A 21263-nucleotide genomic window follows, 5' to 3' on the forward strand; every position below is an offset into this window, starting at 1 on the left:
GAACACTACACATGCCTATCGACTTCAGGCCCGCTCAAGCCTCGGACGCGCATGATATCGCGCGCTTCTTTCAACTGACTTCGGAGGGCATGGCCGATTACATATGGAGCAAGCTCGCCGCACCTGGAGAAGCATCGCTGAGTATCGGTACGTCTCGCTACGCCAGGGAGCAGGGCGACTTTTCCTACAAGAACTGCCTGATGGCCACTTTTGAAGGGCGCGTCATCGGCATGATGCATAGCTACGCCTTGCGCGCGATTCCTGACAGGCCTGTCGAGACCGACCCGGTCCTCGCGCCCTATTCCGACATGGAAATACCCGATACGTTGTACATATCCAGCCTGGCCCTGGATGAGGACTGGCGCAGCCAGGGGCTGGGCGTCCAGTTTCTTCGCCACGCCCAGCAGCGCGCTGAGGACAGTGGACTGCATGGGCTGTGCCTGATCGATTATGCAGAAAACCACGGTGCGCGCCGCTTCTACGAACGGCACGGTTTTGAGATTGTTAAAACCTGCCAGATCGTTCCGCACCCGATGCTGGGCGTAACCGGTGAGGCTTATTTGATGTACCGCCCTACCCACAACCTGCTCGAGAAAAAACCATGATCAAGAAACTGACCGTGTTCCGCGAACTGGATATTCAACCGGTGCGCGACCTGCCCTTTTTTGAAGAAGTGGTGGAGGGCACCCCTCACACGCTGACGTCCAAGTATTATCACGATGAACAGCAAGGTCGCATTTCCGGAGAATGGGAAGCCAGCACTGGAGCGTGGCGCATCGATTATAAAGTTTGGGAGTTCTGCCACGTCCTGAGTGGATGCTGCGTCATCGAGCTGGAGGGTTGCGCCCCCGTCACACTGGCCGCTGGCGACACGTTCATTATCGAACCGGGCGCCAAGGGCAAATGGACCGTGCTGGAAGACATGAAAAAGAACTTCGTGATCTTGTTGCCCGCGAACTAGGTACGGGGTTCGTTTCATGGAGCACAAGGCGATGACGGTTTGCATGATGCCGTAGTGATCGGAAACTTGCCTTCACCCGGCCATTGCGCAAGGACAGATTTGTCGATGCGCGGTTGCAGGACTCCAGCTGGAACCTCTTCATCAAGACGTTGGCCCAGCGGCCGCTCGGGCTACAGCGAGACGGCGCTGGCCAATATCAGTGGCGGCCAGGTTGCCGCCGCCATCACTGAGAGCGCAGAGCGATTACGCTACTTGCCGCTCGAAAGGCATTTGATGGGTGGCCAGACACCTGGCGCGCCCTACCCCCCATGCCAATGCCCTGGTCATCGACTCGCCAGGCCGGGAGTCGAACGCTTCTTCATGGAGCGCCATCCCCGCCCCGGCATACACCCCGATGAACAACTGGGTATTGCCGGTGCGCGACAGTCGCACCTGGATATCCATGGTGGTGCCATCATCCAATGTTTCGTCGTGAGACCTGTGGTGGAGCGTTGGATCTGCCCATTTCCAAAACACATCACCGCGTATCCGCATGCCGACCTCCTACGACTTTAGTCTTATTTGTGGGGTGCTCTCACCATAGCGCAGCGAAGCGGCAACGCAATCACCGGCGGGCGGATTATGGCGGCTGATTATGTATGAAGCCTGGCGAACGCTTGGCGGTCCGGCATTACTGAGGAACTTTCCAGGCCAGGCAACAGCCCCAATTGGAGGTTTGACGTTAACGGAGATCAGACGATGAGTGCTCAACTGAATGGCAAGCGCGTGGCCTTCCTGGTCACGGATGGGTTTGAACAGGTGGAACTGACTGGGCCGCTGGAGGCATTGGAAAGTAGCGGCGCCGTGGTCGATGTCCTCAGCGAGAAAGAGGGTACTGTGCGCGGCTGGAACCACGACAAGCCGGCAGACGAATTCCCTGTAGATGCAACCTTCGAAGGTGCCGGACTCGATCTCTACGATGCCTTGGTACTGCCGGGCGGCGTGCAGAATTCCGACACTATTCGTATCATCCCCGCCGCGCAGAAACTGGTGAAGAGCCATGACGTGGCAGGCAAGCCGCTGGCAGTAATCTGCCATGGTGCCTGGCTGCTGGTATCGAGCGGCCTGGTAAGCGGCAAACGCATGACCAGCTACAAGACACTGCAGGACGATATTCGCAATGCCGGCGGGACATGGGTCGACGAAGAGGTGGTGGTGGATGGCAACCTGATCACCAGCCGCCAACCGGATGACATTCCGGCATTCAATGAGCAGCTGATCAAGGCTTTAGCGCGATGAAAGCCAGCTATATCAGTGCCACGCGCGGCAAGCCGATTTTCTGATAAAGACAGGCTCGCCAATCGGCGGGCCTGACCCCTGCGTTATCGGTTTTTTTCCAGTTCATTCATGCCCTTTGTCACGTGCCGTTTTCTGCGCAGTGGAGTCATGGGAAGTACCGGTAGAACCATCAGGACGATGGGCATCATTGTCGCGCTCCTCCTCCCCTTTGGATCTGGTCGGCGCTTGCGGCTTGCGCGAATTGGCCTGGTCTTCTCTGTTCATGCTGATCTCCTGCCCCTTACTGTGGTCGGGTGATGCCTGGCTTGCCCCTTATAGGCATAGGAAGCCAGCGCGCAGCGCGAAGTTCAGGCGAGATGCCAATGGGAGATGGTCGGGCGCAAGGTGTGATGAACCAATTACCGCTGGATTGCGTCCACCGGAAACAACTAGCGAGTAGATTCCCCCATGGCAACCGAACCTGTGTTGGCCGCGCTCGGCTACCTCAAAGACAACCACTTGATCCTGACCACAGCAGAGTCATGCACTGCGGGCTGCATGGTGGCGCTGCTGGCAGCCGTGCCCGGTACTGGGGAAGTATTGGAAAGTGGTTATGTGGTGTATTCGCCCAGTGCCAAGAAGCGCCTGCTGGGCGTCAGCCCCGAGACCATCGAGCGATATGGCCTTACCAGCGAGGCAGTCGCATGGGAAATGGCCTTGGGTGCCTTGAGAAACAGCGATGCCAATGTGGTGATTGCCACCACTGGAATCGCCGGGCCCGCGCCTGAATCCGGCATACCTCCAGGCACCATGTGCTTTGCCTGGGCGTTTGCCGGCGAGCCCGTTGCCGTCTTTACGCGCACTCAACGCTTTTTTGGCGAACGGGCAGATGTCATGCGTGAGGGTGCACTGTTCGGACTGACTCGCTTGTCCCACTATCACCAGCGCTGGCTGCGCGGCGAGCACGTCTGAGGCACAATTCGACGCCTCGATTCCAGGCCCTATTGCAAACATCCAGGAAAGCGAGCTGATCACATGATTGAACGCATGGAAACGCGGCAAAGCGTCCTGAATTGTTACTCAAGCTCGCAGTCCTGAATGCATACCGTCTCAGAGAGCGAGCCATGATCAAGATAGCTCTACGCGTGTGGGTTGTCGGCGGGCTGCTGGGGCTTTTGCTGGGTTGTTCACCACTGAAAGTGTTAAACCTGCTCACCCCCGCAGGCACTTACAACAAGGCATCTGACCTGAAGTACGGCAAGGATCCGCGCAACCGGCTGGATGTTTACACGCCGGTCAACCGCGCAGCCGATGTGCCGGTGGTGGTGTTCTTTTATGGAGGCAGCTGGAACAGCGGTTCACGCAGTGACTACCGCTTTGTCGGCGAGGCGCTGGCAGCACGCGGTATCGTAGCGGTGCTCGCTGATTACCGGCTTTATCCCCAGGTGCACTATCAGGGCTTTCTCGACGACAGTGCGCGAGTGGTTGGCTGGACGCGCGAACACATCCGCCAGTACGGCGGCGATCCAGCGCGACTCTATGTGATGGGCCATAGCGCAGGCGGCTACAACGCAGCGATGATTGCGCTAGACCCCAAATGGCTGGCAGCCGTGGATATGCAGCCTTCGGTGCTTAGCGGCTGGATCGGCCTGGCCGGGCCTTACGACTTTCTGCCCATCGAAAACCCGGAGGTTAAACCGATTTTCTTCTTTCCGAATTCGCCACCCGACTCCCAACCGATCAACCACATCAGCGCCGCATCGCCCCCGGCGCTTTTGATAGCGGCAAAGGACGATAAGCTGGTCAACCCCGAGCGTAACACGGGGGGCATGGCCCGACGTTTGCGCGAACAAGGTGTGCCCGTGCGCGAGCTCTATTTCTCCAGGCCGGGCCACGGGACATTGATCGCAGCATTCTCCCGCCCTATGCGAGGGCTGGCGCCGGTCCTGGATGAGGTGATGGCGTTCATTCATGGGCAGGATCCAGCCTCGGGAATTTCTAACGACAGATGAGGCACTGCGTTGATCCTGAAGCGTGCTCACGCGCTGGCATCTGATCACCGCCAGTGTCTTGTCAGGGCGCCGTCAGCCCCGGTAACCGGGTCCTGCTGAGGTATTGGGACTCTGGCGATCCTCGCCAGCGCCTGCGGGTGAGCACCGATCTCGGGGCGCTGGATGTCGTAGTGTTCCTGCCCTTGCGGATATCCGCCCACGACCAGAAAGTCGTCGCTGGACGCCAGGCAACGATGCCCGGTTCCGGCGGGTAGCACCAGCACATCACCCGCCTTTACCGTCAGCGCCTGACCTGCTGCACCACCGAGCATTATCCGGGCACGGCCGCGGGCAACGCCCAGCACTTCGTGCGCGTTGGAGTGGAAATGGTGGTAATCGAAAATGCCGGCACGCCAGAGCGGCGTCCACTGGTGCGCGGCGAACAAGGACTCGAAAGCGCCGGCATTGTCATGGGCAGGCTCCACCCGTTGCAGCCGGTAAAGCAATACGGGAAAACGGCTGTTGGGCGTTGCGCCGTCGTCCTCGAACCGCAAGGCTTGCATGGGCTGGGTGCTGCTGTCGATGGCGAACATGAGGGCATCCTGATCAGGCTGACGATATCCTTGAGAAGCCATGCCTACCCCGAGGTTCCTGTGGGGTGACCACGTACAGCCCGTGCTGCCCCTGCCGTCGCTCATCAAACTGCAACAGGCCAGGAAGTTCGCCAGCTGCCTGCATCTGTCACAGCAGCCCGGGGAAAGCAGCGCCAAGCAGGCTGGGGTCCTTCAGGATCGATGCACTGCTGGCGATATCCGGGGCCAGCCAACGGTCCTGGGTGTAGGCCGGGACCCGTTCGCGCAACAACCGCCAGGCAATGTGGGTACCTGCGCCAAAGCGCTGCTCTTTGAAGAACTCGAAAGCCTGGGCCGCCAACAGGTATTCGATGGCAAGGATCTGCGTGCAGTTCTGCAGGGCGCGGTGCAGCTTCAAACCGGCATTGGTGCCCATGCTCAGATGATCCTCCTGCAGACCGGAGGTGACGTAGTTGTCGATGACCGCCGGTTGCGCCAGCTGACGGTTTTCTGCACAGAGAGAAGCGGCGACGTACTGGACAATCATCATGCCCGAGTTCACACCCGGCTGGCTGACCAGAAAGGCCGGCAAACCGCTGACCAGCGGGTTGATCAGGCGATCGAGACGACGCTCGGCAATCGCCCCGATCTCGGCCACAGCGATGGCCAGCAAGTCGGCCGCCATGGCCACCGACTGGCCATGCGGATTCGCCTGCGAAACCACCCGATACGACTCGGGTGTACCCAGCAATATCGGATTGTCGGTGGTGGAGTTGAGTTCGGTTTCGATCTGCCGCGCGGCGTGGTCCAACTGGTCGCGCGCGGCACCATGAACCTGCGGGATCGAGCGAATGCTCAAAGCGTCCTGGGTGCGAATGCCATGGCTGCCGGCAATGATTTCGCTACCGTCCAGCAGGCGACGCAAGTTGCTGCCCACCCGCTGCATGCCAGGGTGGGGTTTCAGCGCGATGATTTCTGGGTCGAAGGCATCGAGTTGGCCGCGCAGGGCCTCGAAGCTCATGGCGCTGATAACGTCCGCCCATTGGCTCAGCCGGGTGGCATCGTCCAGGGACAGGCAGCTCAGACCGGTCATGCAGGGCGTACCGTTGACCAGGCACAGACCATCCTTGGCACCCAGTTTGACCGGTGCCAGTCCGACCTCGGCCAAGGCTTGCTGCGCTGGCACGATCTGGCCGCGATAACTGACCTGGCCGACGCCCAGCAAGCTGATGCTGATATGGGCCATATGGGTCAGATACCCCACCGACCCCTGTTTCGGCACCTGCGGGGTGATGTGCTGGTTGAGCAACGTCAGCAGCGCCTCGACCACCTTGCGCTGAAGGCCGGAACGGCCCTGGCAGAAGTTGATGATCGCCGCGCACATGATCGCCCGGGTCTGTTCGTCCGACAGCGCGGCACCCACGCCACAGGCATGGCTGAGCAAGGTGTTGTGCGACAGCTGGCTGAGTTGTTCGTCCTGTAACGAAACATTGCACAAGGCGCCAAGCCCGGTGTTGACGCCATAGGCGCGGTCACCGCTGGATACGATGCGCTGGACAATCGCCTGGGCGTTCTCGATCCGCGCCCAGGCCGATGGGGCCAGCTCAAGCTTCGCTCCATGCCGGGCCACAGCCACCACGTCCTGCCAGCGAACGGGCGCCTCGGCGATGATGATTTTTTCGGCAAACGACATACTCGCGGGTCCTTAAAGCGAAGCTACGCGACGCTGCACGAAACGATCGACGTATTCGTCCGCAGGCTGGTAGAGGATTTCTTTGGGCGTGCCGACCTGGATCAGGCGCCCGTCCTTGAGAATGGCAATTCGGTTGCCGATACGCACCGCTTCGTCCAGGTCGTGAGTGATGAAGACGATGGTCTTGTGCAGGGTCTTTTGCAGTTCCAGCAACTGGTCCTGCATTTCGGCGCGAATCAGTGGGTCGAGCGCACTGAAGGCTTCGTCCATCAGGATGATATCGGTGTCGGCAGCCAACGCTCGCGCCAGGCCGACGCGCTGGCGCATGCCGCCCGACAGCTGGTGCGGGTACGATTTTTCGTAACCCTTGAGGCCCACGGTGTGGATCCAGTGCAGGGCACGCTCTGTGCACAGCGCTTTGCCCTCGCCACGGACTTTCAACCCGTAAGCGACGTTGTCCAGCACGCTGCGGTGCGGCAACAGGCCGAAGCTCTGGAACACCATGCTGATCTTGCGCCGGCGGAATTCGCGCAGGGCTTGCCTGTCGTATTGCAGGATGTCCTCGCCATCGACCAGGATCTCGCCGCTGGTCGGGTCGATCAGGCGGTTGAAGTGCCGCACCAGGGTCGACTTGCCCGAACCTGACAGGCCCATGATCACGAAGATCTCGCCGCTGCCGATGGACAACGAGAGATCGTTGACCCCGACCACGCAGCCGGTTTCGGCCAGCACCTGCTCCTTGGTCTTGTTCTGGCGGATCAGTTTCAGGGCATCTTCGGCACGCGCACCGAATATCTTGAAGACATGGTTGACTTCGATCTTGTTCATCGTCTGCTTGGCGCTCATTTGCCCACCCCATGCCGTGGCCGGCCATAGGCCTGGGTAATGCGGTCGATCACAACCGCCAGAATCACAATGGCCAGCCCCGCTTCGAGGCCGCGGCCGACATTCAGGGTCTGGATGCCGACAAGGACGTCTTCGCCCAAGCCACGGGCACCGATCATCGACGCGATGACGACCATCGACAGGGCCATCATGGTGGTCTGGTTGATACCGGCCATGATGCTCGGCAACGCCAGCGGCAACTGCACGCCAAACAGTTGTTGCAGCCGGTTGGCACCGAACGCATTGATCGCTTCCATGACCTCGCCATCCACCTGGCGAATGCCCAGGTCGGTCAGGCGAATCAGTGGCGGGGCGGCATAGATGACAGTGGCGAAGATCGCCGGCACCTTGCCCAGGCCGAACAGCATCAATACCGGGATCAGGTACACGAAGCTGGGCATTGTCTGCATGATGTCCAGCAGCGGCATCAACACCGCCCGCAGGCGATCGTTGCGCGCTGACAGAATACCCAGCGGAATGCCGACCAGAACCGAGATCAGCGTTGCTACCAGCATCAGCGCCAGGGTCTGCATCAGCTTGTCCCAGAGCCCGACCGCACCGACCAGGAACAGCAAACCTACGATCACCGCGGTGGGTACGACTCGACGGGTGGCGTGCCAGGCAATACCGCCGACGATGGCCAGCATCAGCCACCAGGGTGTTGCGCGCAGCAAACCTTCGAGGTTGACGATGGCCCACAGCAGGGTCTCGGAAATGTGCCGGAACACGTCACCGTAGTGAGTGACCAGCGCATCAACCCAGCCATTGACCCAGTCGGCAATGGAAAACGTGAAGTTTTTCGGGAACATGGATTTCTCTCGAGCAAGTGCATGAAGCGGACTGCTAGGTGGCACGCCCGGCAGGCGCCGGACCCGTCCACGCCCTCAGAGTGCCGCGTCGACCTTTTTGGCTGCGTCTTCGCTGACCCAGCTGTGCCAGACTTCGGGGTGCTCCTTGAGGAACAACCTGGCCAGTTCCGCCGCCTCGATACGCTCCTTGCTCATGCGTCCCAGGTTCTGATTCAGCAGATCGACCGGCAGATTGACCTTTTCCAGCACAGCCACCAGTTCTGGTGCCTGCTCGTGGAAGGCCTTCGACACACCCACCTTGATGGTCACGGATTTATCCACGCCTGGGTGCTCGTCCAGCTTGACCAGGTCGGCCTGGCCCATCAGCGGGGTTGGCGACCAGTAGTAGAAGAGGATCGGCTCGCCACGCTTGTAGCTCGACAGCACGGCGGCATCCAGTGCCGGGCCGGTGCCCGGGCGGAAGTTGGTGTAGGTGTTCTCCAGGCCATAGCGCTTGAGCATTTCGCTGTTGTCCAGCTCGCAGGTCCAGCCGGCCGGGCAGTTGTAGAAGCGCCCCTTGTCCGGTTCTTCGGGGTCCTTGAATACCTGGGCGTATTGCCCCAGGTCGGCAATGCTCTTGAGGTTCGGTGCTTTGGCTTCGAGTTTGCGCCTGGCATCGCCTTCGATCACATAGCGCGGCACATACCAGCCTTCGACCGCGCCAGCCACCGGCGAGCCGACGCCGACGACCTTGCCGGCGGCCGCCGCCTTGTTCCAGACCTCGCTGCGCCCTACCCACTCCTCGGCGAACACCTGGATATCGTTGCTGCTCAGGGCGTTTTCCATGGAGATGGAGTTACCCGGCAGGCTGTCGGTGTCACAGCCGTAGCCATTTTTCAGCACGAACTGCATCACCTCGGTGAGCAGCATCCCGCTTTCCCAGTTCAAACCGGCGAACTTCACCGGCTTGCCCGACTCGCACCAACCGGCCGCCTGGCTGACGCCGGCGGACGCCAGCAGCCCTAAAGAAAGTGTCGTGGTCAGCAGAGCTTTTGTAATTGTCATTGTGACGCTCCCAAACAAGATGATCACTGCGCAGGAGAAATATTTCACAACCTCAAAAAAGGATAAAATAATAAGTCCTGATGCATCACCACGGAAAAACCTATGAAGTTCACACTGCGACAGCTTCGCTACGCGCTCGCAGCGGCCAAGCACGGAAACCTGACCACTGCCGCCATGGAGCTTCATGTTTCACAGCCTTCCATTTCGGCGGCCATCACCGAACTGGAGGAGGTGCTGGGTCAGTCGATCTTCATACGCCAGCGTGGCCTGGGGATATCGCTGACCCCGTTCGGTCGTACGGTCATGGTCCAGGCCCGCCGCGTGCTGGCAGAGGCCCAGACCTTTGCCGAGATCAATGCCAACGCAGGCGAGTGTGTCGGTGAACTGGTAGTCGGCTGTTTTGAAGACCTGGCGCCGTATTGCCTGCCACAAATTGTGCGACGGATGCAGGAGTCCTGCCCAAGGGTCACGGTCGACATGCGCGATGGCAGCTTCGATTATGTTGGCAAGCGGCTCAGCGAGGGGGCGATAGAACTGGCCATCACCTACGATCTGGGTTTACCAGCGAACACGCATTGCACCCAGCTGTGTCAGCTGACGGCCCAGGTACTGCTGGCGGCCGATCACCCGCTGGCCAAGCAGTCGCGCGTCAGTCTCAAGGCGCTAGCTGAATACACCCTGGTAGTCACCGATCAGGTCCACAGTTGGCAGCATGTGCTGGATCTGTTCAGCTTTTACGACCTTTCACCCGCCGTTGTGCACCGTGTACGCACCTTCGAGTTGCAGCGCAGCCTCGTCGCCAACGGGTTTGGCGTGGCGCTGATCTACACCCGGCCATTTGGTGACCGTAGTTATGATGGTCATGCGCTGGTGTGTCGGCCGACTGAGGAAAAACTGCCAACCCACAGCATCGTACTGGCGCATGACCAGCGCTATCCGCTGACGCCTTCGGCTGAGGCGTTCAAGGCGCTGGCGGTGGCATGGTTCGCCGAGCGACCATCGTTTGCATCTGAATGAACAACAGGCTGGGCGAACATCACTTCCGTGATGTCCGCCTACTGGGGGTTTCGGATCCCTACGCGGTGTTTCGAGAAAATGTTGGGCCGACGACCACGGCTTACTCCAGCGCAATGGTCAGTCGATCGATCACGCCACGGGTTTCAGGTCGTACCCCTCGCCACCAGGCGAAAGCTTCCGCCGCCTGCTCGACCAGCATGCCGACGCCGTCGGCCATGCGCGCTACACCTTGCGCTTTCGCCATACGCAGAAACGGCGTCAGGCCTTTGCCATACGCCAGCTCATACGCCAGGCGCGTCTCGGCCAGTACGCCCTTGGGTAGCGGCGGCAGCTCACCCGTCAGGCTGGCGGAGGTAGCGTTGACAACGATGTCGAAGCCCAGCCCTTCCAGCTCTTCGTAGCGACTGATGCGCAACCGTGGGTGATTCAGTTCGTTGCGTAACGTCAGTGCCTTGGCCATATCGCGGTTGGCAATCACCAGCTCGCGAGGCCCGGCCTGCAGAAACGGCAGCAACGCACCGCGAACGGCGCCGCCGGCGCCGAGCATGAGCACGCGCGTATCACGCAGAGGTTCGCCGAGGTTTTCTTCGATGTCCCGCAACAAACCGATACCGTCGAAGTTCTCCGCCAGGATACGACCATCCTCGAACTTCAGCGCATTGGCCGCCCGTGCCAATTGGGCCCGCTCGCTGCGCCGATCGGCCAGCTCGAAGGCCCGCAACTTGAACGGCGCGGTGATGTTCATGCCCCGCCCGCCGTCACGACGAAAATGCAGCACCTGGGTTTCGAAATCATCCAGCCCGCCTTCGATGGCGCCGTACTCCAGCGCCTGGCCGCTGGCCTCGGCGAACAGGCCATGAATCAAAGGGGACTTGGTGTGGTTGATCGGCCGGCCGATCACTGCGTAGCGGTCGCTCATCGCGCAACTCCTTGAGTAAACAGCACACCGTCTGCCTGCATGGCCGTGATTTCTTCAGGGCTGAAGCCAAGCCCGGCAGCGACTTCGGCATTGTGCTGGCCGAGGTCCGGGGCTACCTGGTGGATGGTGGTGTCGCAGTCGGAAAATCGGAACGGCAGGTTGGGCAGGCGCAAGGTGCCGTAGCGTGGGTGCTGCTGTTCGATGACCATGTTGCGGGCCTGGATCTGCGGGTCGGCCAGCACCTCGTCAATGCACTGCACCTTGGCACTGGGGATGTCGATGCCATCGAGCAGCGTGAGGATGTCAGCCACCCGGCGCGCGCCAACCCAGTCACGGACCACCGCCAGGATCGTCTCGCGGTGAGCGTTGCGGCCGTTGAGGTGGTGATAGCGGCGGTCGCTGCCGAACCCGGGCGGGCCGCCGTTGGCTTCGAGCATGGCGGCGAAGCGCTGCCAGGCATCGTCGACCTGGGCAGCGATCACCAGGTCACCGTCGGCGGCACGGAACACGCCGTACAGGGTCGAGGTGGGCATGTCGTGGCCGGTCTGTTGGGGCAGCACGGTGCCGCCAGACAAGGTGTAGCACTGCACCGCGTATTCGTGCATCGACACCAGGGTGTCATACAGGGCCATGTCGATGTGCTGGCCACGGCCACTGCTCACCCGACCGAGCAGCGCGGCATTGATCGCCGCCACTGCGTGAATGCCGGTGTACATGTCACCCAGCGAAATGCGCAGCAGCGGCGGCGCTTCGCCCGGCACGCCAACCATCTGCATGATGCCGCTCTTGGCTTCGGCGATCAGCCCGAAGCCGGCGCGGTGGGCGTCCGGCCCGGTGTGGCCGTAGGCGGAAATCGAGCAGTACACCAGGCGCGGGTTGCGCGCCGACAGCTCGGCGTAGCCCAGGCCCAGCTTGTCCAGCGCGCCTGGGCGGTAGTTCTCGATGAAGACGTCCGCCGAATCGCTCAGGCGCTGCATGAATGCCTTGCCACGCGGGTCCTTCATATTGACGCTGACGCCCTGCTTGCCCATGTTCAGCTGCAGGAAATAGCCGCTCTGCTGATCGTCCAGGGTAAATGCATGCTGGCGACCGGCATCGCCGCTGCCCGGCCGTTCGACCTTGATCACCTCGGCACCCAGCGCCGCCAGGCAGCGCCCCACATAAGGCCCGGCAAGGAAGTGGCTGTAGTCGATGACGCGGATACCCGCCAAGGGTAATGGCTGACTCATGCTTCTATCCTCCGCGGCACCATCAGCCGGTGCTCGCCACGCTGCACGACGTCGCCGTGCTGGTTGATCAGTTCCGATGGCAGCACCACGATGCCCCAGCCTGGGCGGCTATTGCTGGGGCGCATCGCCCCCACCCGCATGCGCACATGCAGCACGTCATTGACCTTGATCGGCAGCACGAAGTCCCAGGTCCAGCCCAGCGACATGCCCGGCAGGAAGCGGTACTCGCACTGGGTTTTCAGGCCATCGGCGATCGACAAGCCGAACAGGCCGTGGGCCACCAGGCAGCCAAAGTGGCTGGCGTTGGCGTAGGCCTCGTCGACATGCACCGGGGTGTGGTCGCCAGTGAGATCGGCGTAAGCCAGGATGCGTTCGCGGGTCACGGTGTATGTCGGGCTGATGCATTCGTCGCCTTCGCGGGCATCGTCCCAGTACTTTTCAATCACGCTCATGCCTGCACCTGCGCACGCGGGTCGATGGCCAGTGCCTGGGCCACGCATTTCGCCGGCCGCGCCTGGATGAATTCCACTGCCAGGCCGTCTGGCAGGCGCAGCCAGTTGCGGCCTTGAGGCATTTCGCTCACGCCAAAGCGCTGGGCGGCGGTCAATGCCGCCTCCAGGTCCTCGCACATGATGCCCAGGTGCGCCATGCGCCCCTCTGGCCCAGTGAAGTCCGGCTGATGGATGAACTGCAGGCCGCCGAGGGTCCAGTACTGCGCCGGCTGCTCGACGTCGCCCTGCACTTCACGCATGGTCATGCCGCATACCTCGCTGAAAAAGCGGATATGCCACTGGATGTCCTGCACCCAGAACGCCACGTGTTCGAGGTAGGCTTTTGCCTGGCTCATGGGGTATCCCTCTTCTGGTGATCGGCCATGGCGCGCTCGATGCCCTTGATGCAGGCCACCAGGGTCGCATTGACCGGCGTGGCCACGCCATGGCGCTGGCCCCAGCGCACGACGGAGCCGTTGATGAAGTCGATTTCGCTGATCGAGCCTTTTTCCAGGCTCTGCAGCATCGAGGTGCGAAAGCTCGCCGGCAGGCCCTCAGCGGCCAAGGTCCAGGCGGCGTCAGGGCTGCTCAGGCTGAGTCGGATGCCAGCGCGCTCGGCCACGGCGATGGCTTCGGCCACGGCGGCCTTGGCGGTACTTTCCAGCAGCGGCTCGCTGTACAGCTGGCCATAGCTGAGCATGGTGATGCCGCTTAATGCGCCGGTGGCGACGTTGACCAGCAGTTTGTCCCACATGGTGCCAAGAATGTTGTCGCTGACCGTGGTGGCCAACCCGGCGCCGTTGAAGACTTCGGCGATGGCCTGCACCCGCGGTGTCAGCTGGCCATCCAGTTCACCGATAAAGGTCTGTTTGCCGGCTACGCCTGCGCGGATCGAACCGGGCGCCAGCAGCACGCCACCGACATAGGTCTTGCCGGCCAGCACCCGCTCACGACCGACGGCGTCGGCCAGGATGTCTTCGTGACCGAGGCCATTCTGCAGCGACAGCACCAGCGTCTGCGGCCCGATCAGCGCGGCAGCACCGGCGATGGCCTCGGCGGTGTGGAACGACTTCACCAGCACCACCACCAGGTCGGCCACGCCGACATCTTCGGCTTCGATAGCAGCGTTGACCGGTACCTGCCGCTCACCTCGTTCGTCGTGCACCTGAAGCCCGTGCAGGTTCATCGCCTCGACGTGCGCCCGGCCGCGGTTCAACAACCAGGTTTCATGCCCCGCCTCGCTCAGGGCCGCACCAATGGCGCAGCCCAGGGCACCGGCGCCCAGAATGCAGATTTTCACGTCGCAGACCTCCTGTGGTTTGCGACTACCTTATGCAGCGAGGGTTATTTGCGCTATACAATGGCTTCAATACCATCATTGAGATTCGCAATAATGAAAGCGCTGGAGGCCCTGCCCGAACCCAAGCTGCTGCAGCTGTTCGACGTGCTGTACCAGTGCCGCAGCGTGACCCGCGCCGCCGAGCAGTTGGGGCAGAGCCAGCCGACCATCAGCATCTGGCTGGCGCGCCTGCGTGAACAGTTGAACGACCCGCTGTTCGTGCGCACGCCTGGCGGCATGGCCCCTACCCCACGCGCAGACCAGTTGATCGGGCCGTGCCGCGAGGTGCTGGAATCGCTGCGGCGGCTGACCGCCTGGGAACCGCAGTTCATCGCCGGCACAGCGCAGCGGCGCTTTCGCCTGTGCGTCAGCGATGCCAGCCATATCACCTTGCTGCCGAGCATCCTCAACCACCTGCGCAACCATGCCCCCGGCATCCGCCTGGAGGCAGCGCGCATCGATGGCAATACAGAGAGCGCGCTGGAATCGGGCGAAGCGGACCTGGCCATCGGCTTCGTACCCTGGCTGGGTGGAGGGATGTACCAGCAGGTGCTGTTCGAGCAGGACTGGGTGTGCCTGAGCAACCCGCTGCATCCCCGCCTGGGCAAGGGCATGAGCTTGACCCGCTACCGCGCCGAGGGGCATGTCCAGATCAGTTTCGGCACCGGGCAGAAGCTGCTGGAGGCAGGATTGGCGCGGGCCGGGATCGAGCGGCGGATCATGCTGGAGCTGCCGGCGTTTCTCGGGTTGGGGATGATAATCGGCACCACGGATCTACTGGCCACCCTGCCGCGGCATATCGGGCAGACACTGGCTGACATGCATGGGCTACGGGTGCATGACTGCCCGTTTGCGGTGGAGGGGTTCACAGTCAAACAGCATTGGCATGCCCGATATCATCAGGACAGTGGCAATCGGTGGTTGCGGGAAGTCGTTCGTGGGCTGTTCCAGCCGGCAAGCCAGTCGTGATGTGGTTTCGACTTTGATAGATGTGATTACAGCAGGCCAACCGCCCTGCCCTGACGAAGCCAGGGCAGGAGCGAATCAACGTCAGCTCACCACGTGCAGGTAATGCAGGTGGCGCTCGTACTGATCCAGGATGTCGCCTATCACGTCGTCGCGGCTCCAGCCCATGATGTCGTAGTCCTGGCCGCCTTCGCGCAAATGCACTTCGGCGCGGAAATACTTGCGGGCATCGCCGCCGTCTTCGGTATCGCGCATGACGAAGCTTGGCGTATTGAATGCCCGTGGCCGAACTTCGTAAAGGAAACGCCCCTCACCGGCATGGGAGAGTTCGAGCGTAACCCGCCCATCGTCGCGTTCACCCACATTCACGTCGTAACCTTGCTTGCGCAACTCTACGGCGACCTCGTCACAGGCGGGCTTTACCACCTCGGCGATGAAGCGGGTCACATGGGCCCGACGCGGCATCATGGCGATACTGCGCAGTCGACGCTGCCAGCCTCCGTGCGGGTCACGGCCATGCCGGGGGCCAGGCAAGGCCTGATTACGCAACCCCCGGCGAGTGGCATCCAGACTGAGCGCCTTGAACAAGCCCCAGATCGAGATCAGCAAGATGGCAGCGAACGGCAAAGCACTCGCGATGGTCGCCGTCTGCAACGCCTTGAGCCCGTTGGCCAGCAACAACGCGATCGCCACCGCGCCAATGCTGACTGACCAGAAGATACGTTGCCACAGCGGTGAATGGCCTTGCCCGGACGAAGCCAGCATATCCACTACCAGCGCACCGGAGTCCGCCGACGTCACAAAAAACACCACAACCATCAGCACCGCGATCAACGAAACGACGCTGGAGAACGGGAAATGCTCAAGGAAGGCAAACAGGGCAAGGGAACTGTCTTCACTGACCACCGCTGCCAGCTCCTTGACGCCATCGTTGAGGATCATATGAATTGCCGAGTCGCCGAACACGGTCATCCACAGCAGGGTGAAACCCGCGGGCACGAACAGTACGCCGCAGACGAACTCGCGAATGGTCCGGCCTCGAGAAATACGTGCGATGAACAGGCCCACGAACGGCGACCAGGACAACCACCAGCCCCAGTACAACAAGGTCCAGCCACCGATCCAGTCAGTAGGCTCATACGCGTAGAGGTTGAAGGTTTTGTTGACGATGTCGGACAGATAGGCGCCGGTATTCTGTACATAGGTCTGCAACAGGAACACCGTGGGCCCTAGCAGCAGCACGAACAGCATCAGGATAACCGCCAGGCTCAGGTTGAGCTCGGAGAGGATGCGAATCCCTTTATCCAGACCGCTGGCCACCGAGAGCGTCGCCAATGCGCAGGTGGCGGCGATGAGGGTGACTTGCACGGTAGTGTTTACCGGCAAACCGAACACATAGTGGAAACCACTGTTGATCTGCAATACCCCATAACCCAACGAGGTCGCCACGCCGAACACTGTGCCGAGAATGGCGAAAACATCGACGGCATGCCCGATAGGGCCGTAAATCCGCTCGCCGATCAGCGGATAGAGCGCCGAGCGCAAGGTCAAGGGCAGGCCGTTGCGAAAGCTGAAATAGGCCAGAATGAGCGCGACGATGGCGTAGATTGCCCAGGCATGCAGGCCCCAATGGAAAAAGGTGATTTTCATCGCTTCACGGGCCGCGGCAACGGTGCCGGGATCACCTACGGGCGGCGTGGTGAAGTGCATGACCGGCTCGGCCACGCCAAAGAACATGAGGCCGATCCCCATGCCAGCCGAGAACAGCATGGCAAACCAACTGCTCTTGCGGTAATCCGGCTCACTGTGGTCCGGGCCCAGCTTGATATCGCCGTAACGGCTCACGGCCAGAAACACCACACTGATCAACACCAGCGCTACAGTGAGAATGTAGAACCAGCTGGCATTGGTGATGATCCATTGCTGGACTTGCTCGAAGAGCGTCTGGGCGTGCTCCTGAAATGCAGTGGCGTACAAGACCAGAAGAAAGATGAGGATTGCGCTGCTGTAGAAGACGGGTGGGTTGAGGGTGCTCCTCGGTTTGGGGGCTGCAGTCATTACGGCAGTTCTCCTTGTAAGGCGATGTGCACAGCGCGCCTGAATACGCCGACATTTCCCAAGGCTAGCAGGTCGGTAACTACCCGCTTGCCTAGCTCCATAGGCTCGAAACCAACATAAACCCTAACGTTCGCAGGAAAAAATCTCAAATCACCACCGTGCCGCCTGGGACTGGAAGCCCCAGTTTTTTTTCATTTGAAGGCGGTTGTTCGGTACACTAGCCGACGGGTGCCAACTGCATAGTGCAGGGGGGCAGGTTAAAGAACAGCGCAGGTCGGGCCGCCATGCGGGAGTACTTGCGCCTATGCATAACACAGAATTGCCTCGCGTCCAGGCACTGGCCGAGCGTGCCTTCGCCAACCTTGAGCGTTTCCTGCACATCGAAGCGGTCAGCGGCATTGTCCTGCTGGTTGCCGCTGTGGCTGCCCTGATCTGGGCGAACTCTCCGGCCGCAGACAGCTATGAAGCCCTTTGGCATACCCCCTTGACGATCGGCGTGGGCTCGCTGGTCTATTCGCAGTCACTGCACTTCTGGATCAATGATGGCTTGATGACCATCTTCTTCCTGGTCGTGGGCATGGAGATCCGTCGCGAGATCCACGAGGGCGCACTGTCCAGCTTGCGCCAAGCCACGCTGCCCATGGCTGCCGCCCTCGGCGGCGTAGCGGTACCCGCCCTGCTCTACCTGGCTTTTGGCCACGCGCCGGCAGAGCAACAAGGCTGGGCTGTGCCGACGGCTACGGATATCGCCTTTGCAGTAGGTGTGTTGGCGCTGCTCGGCAAGTCGATCCCATCGAACGTGCGGGTGTTTCTGCTCGCTCTGGCAATCATCGATGACATCATTGCCGTGCTGATCATCGCCTTCTTCTACTCGGGCGGCCTTGATTACAGCGGTTTCGGCGTTGCGGCAATCGGTCTGTTGATGGTGATCGGGCTGCAGAAGATGGGTGTGGGTTCTGCCTACGCCTACCTCATTCCTGGTGTGATCACCTGGCTGGGCATCTTGCTGACCGGAGCCCACCCTACCCTCGCTGGCGTTGTGCTGGGCCTGATGACTCCGGTCAAGGCAATGCCGATGCGTGAGCGCCCGCTGGATGCCATTACCCGCTTCACCGGAGAACTGCTGGGGCGTGCCAAGTCGCCTGAGCAGGACGCCAGCGACCTTATGGACCCGTTGAAACGGCTGCGCCTGGCCCAGCGCGAACTGGTACCGCCGGTGGTGCGCATGCAAGGTACCCTGCACCCTTGGGTCGCCTTCGGCATCATGCCGGTATTTGCCCTGGCCAATGCCGGAGTTAGCCTCTCGGGTGTCGACCTGTCCGCCGAGGGCCCCCAGTGGGTCATGATCGCCGTGGTTGCCGCGCTGGTCGCTGGCAAACCCGTGGGCATCGTCGGCGTCAGTTGGCTGATGGTCCGGTTGGGCTGGTGCGTGCTTCCCGCCGAGGTCAACTGGCGCAGCATTACCCTGGTCGGGCTGCTGGCCGGCATCGGCTTCACCATGTCGATTTTCATCGCCAACCTTGCCTTCGTCGACCCTGGCTCACTAGGGGCGGCGAAACTCGGGGTTCTGGCCGCGTCGGTGGTGGCGGCTGTGCTCGGCTTGAGTTGGGGTGTGTGGTGCAGGCGAGCAGCAGTGTCAGCTAACAGGGCAGGCTCAGCCACCCAGCGATAATCTCGCTACACAGCACATTGATGACATTGCATTGGGACGAAGCGAGAGTAAAAGCCGGAGCTGGAAGCTCCAGCTTTTACTCCGATGAGCATCAGGCTGTCATGAATAAATCAACGACAGGCTGCGCCGCAATGGCAGAAGTGTGCACTGCTCAATGGCTGGGGCGCGAGGAGCATGGCACAAGCCTCCGGGAGTCAGATGATGAAAAGTTGCGCGTGCGATGCCAGACTTTCTCCGCCCAATTGCCCCTGCGACGGGCTCAGGCGCGGCGGGTAAAACCGCGTCGATTCTTCGCTTGCACCCAGCAGGTCCACTCAGCAGCAACTGACTGGCTTTCTTGCGTTGCCTAGCGACACTATCCGATATCACTGCTTCAGCGGTTCAAACAGGCTCACGGCCTTTGCATCCACTGCGCTCGGTAGTAGCCCCGCGCGGTAGAACACATCGGCGATGCGCTGCTGCTCAGCCAGGTGTTCGGGCTTTACCGGTTGCACGTCGTAGCTGCGCCGGGCATTGGCCTGCTGCACCGTGGCGGTGTCCAGATTACCCCACAATGGCCCGAGGATGCCCGCGGCCGCCGCCGGGTTGGCCTTTGTCCAGACCCCGACCTCGCGCAGGGCCAGGTACACCTGTTGCAGCACCTCTGGGTGGGCCTTGGCGTAGTCGCTGCCGGCCAGGTAATAACGCTGGTAGCTGGCCAGCCCGCTGCCATCGGCCAGGATACGGGCATTCTGCTGGCGCTGGGCGCTGGCCACGTAAGGGTCCCAGGTCACCCAGGCATCGACTTTGTGGGTCTCGAAGGCAGCGCGGCCATCGGCGGGGATCAGGTAGGCAGGGGTGATGTCCTTGAAAGTCAACCCGGCCTTGGCCAGGGCCTGGATCAGCAGGAAATGGCTACCGGCAGCCTTCGTCACCGCCACGCGCTTGCCTTTGAGGTCTGCCAGGGTGCGCAGCGGCGAGCCCGCTGGCACCAGGATCGCCTGCGCCGTTGGCGATGGGGTCTCGCGGGCGAAGTAGGTCAGCTTGGCACCTGCCGCCAGGGTAAACACCGGCACCGTGTCGGCGACGTCCGCCGACAGGTCGACGTTGCCCAGGTTCAGCGCCTCCAGAAGCGGTAGGCCGCTGGGGAACTCGTGCCAGGTGACGCGGATGCCCTCGGCCTGCAGGCGCTGTTCGAGGCTGCCGCGGGCCTTGAGCAAGGTCAGCAGGGTCGAGGACTTCTGGTAGCCGATGCGCAAGGCCTGTTCGGCACTTGCCAGGCTCGGCAGCAAGGCGCTGGCCAGCAGCCCCAGCGCCAGCTTGCGTAGGGGGGTCAAAAGCATGGGAATCTCCAGTGGTCAGGGTTGCGCGGCAACGCGGGGGGAGCCCGGCAGGGTGAAGCCCGTGGCGAAGGTGGGTGCTACATCGAGGCGCTTGTTCATCAGGCCATGCGCTTGATAGAAGTCGGCCGTGTCCTGCTGCTGGGCCACGGTCTGCGGGTCGATCACCTGCCAGCGCAACTGGCGGCGCTGGAACTGCAGGCGGGCAGCGTCCTCGGGGAAGCCAATGATCGCCGCCAGGGTTTTCGAATAGCTGTCCAGGTGCTGGTTGGCCCACACCTGCGCGCCGGCCAGGCGGTTCAGGTAGTCCTGCAGCGCAGCGCGCCGGGCGGTGTCCTGCACCGCCTGGTCGGTCGCGGCAAGAAAACTGTTACCGCTCGACAGGCCGCGGCCGTTGACCAGCACCCTGCCCTGGCCGCTCAGTTCAGCCAGCGCGGTATAGGGTTCCCAGGTCGACCAGGCGTCCACCGAACCATTGGCCAGGGCGATCTTGGCGTCGACCGGGCCAAGGAAGCGAAACTCCACGTCCTTTTCACTGAGCCCGACCTGGTCCAGCGCCTTGAGTGCCAGGTGATGGCCGATCGAGCCGCGGCCGGTGGCAATGCGCTTGCCCTTGAGTTCGGCGGCGCTGTGCAGCGGCGCATCGGGGCGCACCAGCAAGGCGGTGCCATAGGGGTCGGACTTGTCGACGGCGATGGCCTTGACCGGTGCCCCCGAGGCCAGCACGAACAGCAACGGCGCATCACCGATGATGCCGGCATCTATCGCCCCGGCATTGAGCGCTTCGGCCAGCGGCGCGGCGGCGGGGAACTCGGCCCAACGAATGTCGTAGGGCAGGTCGCGCAAGGCATCGGCGGCTTCCAGCTGGGCACGCATGTTGCCCTTCTGGTCACCGATGCGCAGGGTCAGGCGCTCGGCGGCACCGGCCTGGCCGGCCAGCAGCAGCGCTGCAACCAGGGTCAGCAGCTTTGATCGGATTGGCATGACGTTCCTCGGCGTCTTGACGGGCTGCGTCATGCGGCCCGTGCAAGGCGACTGTAG

At 61.9% G+C, this 21263-nt stretch carries 23 protein-coding genes; 8 read left to right on the plus strand and 15 right to left on the minus strand.

What is annotated here, in order from left to right:
• The first annotated feature begins 11 nt into the window (after nucleotides 1–11).
• Nucleotides 12–605 (plus strand): GNAT family N-acetyltransferase, encoded by a 594-nt coding sequence (locus AC5O5I_RS16150; RefSeq protein WP_494511130.1) that lies wholly within the window; start codon nucleotides 12–14, stop codon nucleotides 603–605.
• On the plus strand, nucleotides 602–961 hold the full coding sequence (locus tag AC5O5I_RS16155) for a cupin domain-containing protein (protein WP_172224646.1): 360 nt from the start codon (nucleotides 602–604) through the stop codon (nucleotides 959–961). The genes AC5O5I_RS16150 and AC5O5I_RS16155 overlap by 4 nt, the downstream gene beginning before the upstream one ends.
• Nucleotides 962–1204: 243 nt before the next feature.
• Here the strand turns inward: AC5O5I_RS16155 and AC5O5I_RS16160 are convergent, their stop codons facing one another.
• Nucleotides 1205–1495 carry a hypothetical protein gene (locus tag AC5O5I_RS16160; RefSeq protein WP_256676303.1) on the minus strand — a complete coding sequence of 97 codons (291 nt, stop codon included), beginning with the start codon at nucleotides 1493–1495 and terminating at the stop codon, nucleotides 1205–1207.
• A 204-nt stretch (nucleotides 1496–1699) separates the two neighbouring features.
• Here AC5O5I_RS16160 and AC5O5I_RS16165 point away from each other — a divergent pair, with 204 nt between their 5' ends.
• Nucleotides 1700–2239, plus strand: a complete 540-nt coding sequence (locus AC5O5I_RS16165) for a type 1 glutamine amidotransferase domain-containing protein (RefSeq protein WP_494511131.1) — start codon at nucleotides 1700–1702, stop codon at nucleotides 2237–2239.
• Between the two features lie 102 nt (nucleotides 2240–2341).
• Here the strand turns inward: AC5O5I_RS16165 and AC5O5I_RS16170 are convergent, their stop codons facing one another.
• Nucleotides 2342–2503 carry a hypothetical protein gene (locus tag AC5O5I_RS16170; protein WP_172224637.1) on the minus strand — a complete coding sequence of 54 codons (162 nt, stop codon included), beginning with the start codon at nucleotides 2501–2503 and terminating at the stop codon, nucleotides 2342–2344.
• A gap of 183 nt (nucleotides 2504–2686) precedes the next feature.
• Between AC5O5I_RS16170 and AC5O5I_RS16175 the strand changes: the two genes are divergently transcribed.
• Both AC5O5I_RS16175 and AC5O5I_RS16180 read left to right on the plus strand, forming a co-directional pair.
• Nucleotides 2687–3190 carry a CinA family protein gene (locus AC5O5I_RS16175; protein WP_494511132.1) on the plus strand — a complete coding sequence of 168 codons (504 nt, stop codon included), beginning with the start codon at nucleotides 2687–2689 and terminating at the stop codon, nucleotides 3188–3190.
• A 152-nt stretch (nucleotides 3191–3342) separates the two neighbouring features.
• Nucleotides 3343–4230 (plus strand): alpha/beta hydrolase, encoded by an 888-nt coding sequence (locus AC5O5I_RS16180; RefSeq protein ID WP_494511133.1) that lies wholly within the window; start codon nucleotides 3343–3345, stop codon nucleotides 4228–4230.
• A 44-nt stretch (nucleotides 4231–4274) separates the two neighbouring features.
• On the opposite strand, the gene AC5O5I_RS16185 is transcribed toward AC5O5I_RS16180, so the two are convergent.
• The 5 genes from AC5O5I_RS16185 to AC5O5I_RS16205 all read right to left on the minus strand — a co-directional run bounded on the left by AC5O5I_RS16185 (nucleotide 4275) and on the right by AC5O5I_RS16205 (nucleotide 9212).
• Entirely contained in the window at nucleotides 4275–4802 is a 528-nt protein-coding gene (locus tag AC5O5I_RS16185; protein ID WP_494511134.1) for a cupin domain-containing protein, read from the minus strand.
• Between the two features lie 148 nt (nucleotides 4803–4950).
• The gene (locus tag AC5O5I_RS16190) at nucleotides 4951–6474 is read right to left on the minus strand and encodes an HAL/PAL/TAL family ammonia-lyase (protein WP_494511135.1); all 1524 of its coding nucleotides are present in this window, start codon (nucleotides 6472–6474) and stop codon (nucleotides 4951–4953) included.
• Between the two features lie 12 nt (nucleotides 6475–6486).
• A complete protein-coding gene (locus AC5O5I_RS16195) occupies nucleotides 6487–7320 on the minus strand; it encodes a quaternary amine ABC transporter ATP-binding protein (RefSeq protein WP_494511136.1) in 834 nt (277 codons plus the stop codon).
• Nucleotides 7317–8168 (minus strand): ABC transporter permease, encoded by an 852-nt coding sequence (locus tag AC5O5I_RS16200; protein ID WP_172223226.1) that lies wholly within the window; start codon nucleotides 8166–8168, stop codon nucleotides 7317–7319. Before AC5O5I_RS16200 ends, AC5O5I_RS16195 begins: the two co-directional genes overlap by 4 nt.
• A gap of 75 nt (nucleotides 8169–8243) precedes the next feature.
• Nucleotides 8244–9212: an ABC transporter substrate-binding protein gene (locus AC5O5I_RS16205; protein WP_172286198.1), complete on the minus strand. Its 969-nt coding sequence runs from the start codon at nucleotides 9210–9212 to the stop codon at nucleotides 8244–8246.
• A 102-nt stretch (nucleotides 9213–9314) separates the two neighbouring features.
• On the opposite strand from AC5O5I_RS16205, the gene AC5O5I_RS16210 reads away from it, so the two are divergent.
• Nucleotides 9315–10229: a LysR family transcriptional regulator gene (locus AC5O5I_RS16210; protein WP_172223219.1), complete on the plus strand. Its 915-nt coding sequence runs from the start codon at nucleotides 9315–9317 to the stop codon at nucleotides 10227–10229.
• 100 nt (nucleotides 10230–10329) lie between these two features.
• Here AC5O5I_RS16210 and aroE read toward each other — a convergent pair whose 3' ends face one another.
• Genes aroE through AC5O5I_RS16235 form a run of 5 tightly spaced genes read right to left on the minus strand, consistent with a single transcriptional unit; the run spans nucleotide 10330 to nucleotide 14168 of the window.
• Nucleotides 10330–11148, minus strand: a complete 819-nt coding sequence (aroE, locus tag AC5O5I_RS16215) for a shikimate dehydrogenase (RefSeq protein ID WP_172223216.1) — start codon at nucleotides 11146–11148, stop codon at nucleotides 10330–10332.
• On the minus strand, nucleotides 11145–12377 hold the full coding sequence (locus AC5O5I_RS16220; RefSeq protein ID WP_172286197.1) for a CaiB/BaiF CoA transferase family protein: 1233 nt from the start codon (nucleotides 12375–12377) through the stop codon (nucleotides 11145–11147). Before AC5O5I_RS16220 ends, aroE begins: the two co-directional genes overlap by 4 nt.
• Complete coding sequence (locus AC5O5I_RS16225) at nucleotides 12374–12829, minus strand: MaoC family dehydratase (protein ID WP_172223209.1); 456 nt, start codon at nucleotides 12827–12829, stop codon at nucleotides 12374–12376. The genes AC5O5I_RS16220 and AC5O5I_RS16225 overlap by 4 nt, the downstream gene beginning before the upstream one ends.
• A complete protein-coding gene (locus AC5O5I_RS16230; RefSeq protein ID WP_172223206.1) occupies nucleotides 12826–13224 on the minus strand; it encodes a VOC family protein in 399 nt (132 codons plus the stop codon). Before AC5O5I_RS16230 ends, AC5O5I_RS16225 begins: the two co-directional genes overlap by 4 nt.
• Entirely contained in the window at nucleotides 13221–14168 is a 948-nt protein-coding gene (locus AC5O5I_RS16235) for a ketopantoate reductase family protein (protein ID WP_172286196.1), read from the minus strand. The genes AC5O5I_RS16230 and AC5O5I_RS16235 overlap by 4 nt, the downstream gene beginning before the upstream one ends.
• 93 nt (nucleotides 14169–14261) lie before the next feature.
• Between AC5O5I_RS16235 and AC5O5I_RS16240 the strand changes: the two genes are divergently transcribed.
• Nucleotides 14262–15176 (plus strand): LysR family transcriptional regulator, encoded by a 915-nt coding sequence (locus AC5O5I_RS16240; RefSeq protein ID WP_494511137.1) that lies wholly within the window; start codon nucleotides 14262–14264, stop codon nucleotides 15174–15176.
• Between the two features lie 81 nt (nucleotides 15177–15257).
• On the opposite strand, the gene AC5O5I_RS16245 is transcribed toward AC5O5I_RS16240, so the two are convergent.
• Nucleotides 15258–17231, minus strand: a complete 1974-nt coding sequence (locus AC5O5I_RS16245; RefSeq protein WP_172223196.1) for a BCCT family transporter — start codon at nucleotides 17229–17231, stop codon at nucleotides 15258–15260.
• A 304-nt stretch (nucleotides 17232–17535) separates the two neighbouring features.
• On the opposite strand from AC5O5I_RS16245, the gene nhaA reads away from it, so the two are divergent.
• The gene (gene nhaA / locus AC5O5I_RS16250; protein WP_494511138.1) at nucleotides 17536–18903 is read left to right on the plus strand and encodes a Na+/H+ antiporter NhaA; all 1368 of its coding nucleotides are present in this window, start codon (nucleotides 17536–17538) and stop codon (nucleotides 18901–18903) included.
• A gap of 365 nt (nucleotides 18904–19268) precedes the next feature.
• Here the strand turns inward: nhaA and AC5O5I_RS16255 are convergent, their stop codons facing one another.
• Both AC5O5I_RS16255 and AC5O5I_RS16260 read right to left on the minus strand, forming a co-directional pair.
• Nucleotides 19269–20225 (minus strand): aliphatic sulfonate ABC transporter substrate-binding protein, encoded by a 957-nt coding sequence (locus tag AC5O5I_RS16255; RefSeq protein WP_494511139.1) that lies wholly within the window; start codon nucleotides 20223–20225, stop codon nucleotides 19269–19271.
• Nucleotides 20226–20240: 15 nt separating this feature from the next.
• A complete protein-coding gene (locus AC5O5I_RS16260; protein WP_494511140.1) occupies nucleotides 20241–21206 on the minus strand; it encodes an ABC transporter substrate-binding protein in 966 nt (321 codons plus the stop codon).
• Between the last annotated feature and the right edge of the window lie 57 nt (nucleotides 21207–21263).

This window comes from Pseudomonas sp. 9_2_1 (assembly GCF_059295275.1).

Coding starts and splice junctions, on each gene's coding strand:
- AC5O5I_RS16195 (WP_494511136.1), bottom strand. CDS start 7,320: ATGAGCGCCAAGCAGACGATGAACAAGATCGAAGTCAACCATGTCTTC.
- AC5O5I_RS16180 (WP_494511133.1), top strand. CDS start 3,343: ATGATCAAGATAGCTCTACGCGTGTGGGTTGTCGGCGGGCTGCTGGGG.
- nhaA (WP_494511138.1), top strand. CDS start 17,536: ATGCATAACACAGAATTGCCTCGCGTCCAGGCACTGGCCGAGCGTGCC.
- AC5O5I_RS16170 (WP_172224637.1), bottom strand. CDS start 2,503: ATGAACAGAGAAGACCAGGCCAATTCGCGCAAGCCGCAAGCGCCGACC.
- AC5O5I_RS16225 (WP_172223209.1), bottom strand. CDS start 12,829: ATGAGCGTGATTGAAAAGTACTGGGACGATGCCCGCGAAGGCGACGAA.
- AC5O5I_RS16165 (WP_494511131.1), top strand. CDS start 1,700: ATGAGTGCTCAACTGAATGGCAAGCGCGTGGCCTTCCTGGTCACGGAT.
- AC5O5I_RS16220 (WP_172286197.1), bottom strand. CDS start 12,377: ATGAGTCAGCCATTACCCTTGGCGGGTATCCGCGTCATCGACTACAGC.
- AC5O5I_RS16150 (WP_494511130.1), top strand. CDS start 12: ATGCCTATCGACTTCAGGCCCGCTCAAGCCTCGGACGCGCATGATATC.
- AC5O5I_RS16230 (WP_172223206.1), bottom strand. CDS start 13,224: ATGAGCCAGGCAAAAGCCTACCTCGAACACGTGGCGTTCTGGGTGCAG.
- AC5O5I_RS16160 (WP_256676303.1), bottom strand. CDS start 1,495: ATGCGGATACGCGGTGATGTGTTTTGGAAATGGGCAGATCCAACGCTC.
- AC5O5I_RS16190 (WP_494511135.1), bottom strand. CDS start 6,474: ATGTCGTTTGCCGAAAAAATCATCATCGCCGAGGCGCCCGTTCGCTGG.
- AC5O5I_RS16210 (WP_172223219.1), top strand. CDS start 9,315: ATGAAGTTCACACTGCGACAGCTTCGCTACGCGCTCGCAGCGGCCAAG.
- AC5O5I_RS16175 (WP_494511132.1), top strand. CDS start 2,687: ATGGCAACCGAACCTGTGTTGGCCGCGCTCGGCTACCTCAAAGACAAC.
- AC5O5I_RS16245 (WP_172223196.1), bottom strand. CDS start 17,231: ATGACTGCAGCCCCCAAACCGAGGAGCACCCTCAACCCACCCGTCTTC.
- aroE (WP_172223216.1), bottom strand. CDS start 11,148: ATGAGCGACCGCTACGCAGTGATCGGCCGGCCGATCAACCACACCAAG.
- AC5O5I_RS16260 (WP_494511140.1), bottom strand. CDS start 21,206: ATGCCAATCCGATCAAAGCTGCTGACCCTGGTTGCAGCGCTGCTGCTG.
- AC5O5I_RS16240 (WP_494511137.1), top strand. CDS start 14,262: ATGAAAGCGCTGGAGGCCCTGCCCGAACCCAAGCTGCTGCAGCTGTTC.
- AC5O5I_RS16200 (WP_172223226.1), bottom strand. CDS start 8,168: ATGTTCCCGAAAAACTTCACGTTTTCCATTGCCGACTGGGTCAATGGC.
- AC5O5I_RS16205 (WP_172286198.1), bottom strand. CDS start 9,212: ATGACAATTACAAAAGCTCTGCTGACCACGACACTTTCTTTAGGGCTG.
- AC5O5I_RS16155 (WP_172224646.1), top strand. CDS start 602: ATGATCAAGAAACTGACCGTGTTCCGCGAACTGGATATTCAACCGGTG.
- AC5O5I_RS16255 (WP_494511139.1), bottom strand. CDS start 20,225: ATGCTTTTGACCCCCCTACGCAAGCTGGCGCTGGGGCTGCTGGCCAGC.
- AC5O5I_RS16185 (WP_494511134.1), bottom strand. CDS start 4,802: ATGTTCGCCATCGACAGCAGCACCCAGCCCATGCAAGCCTTGCGGTTC.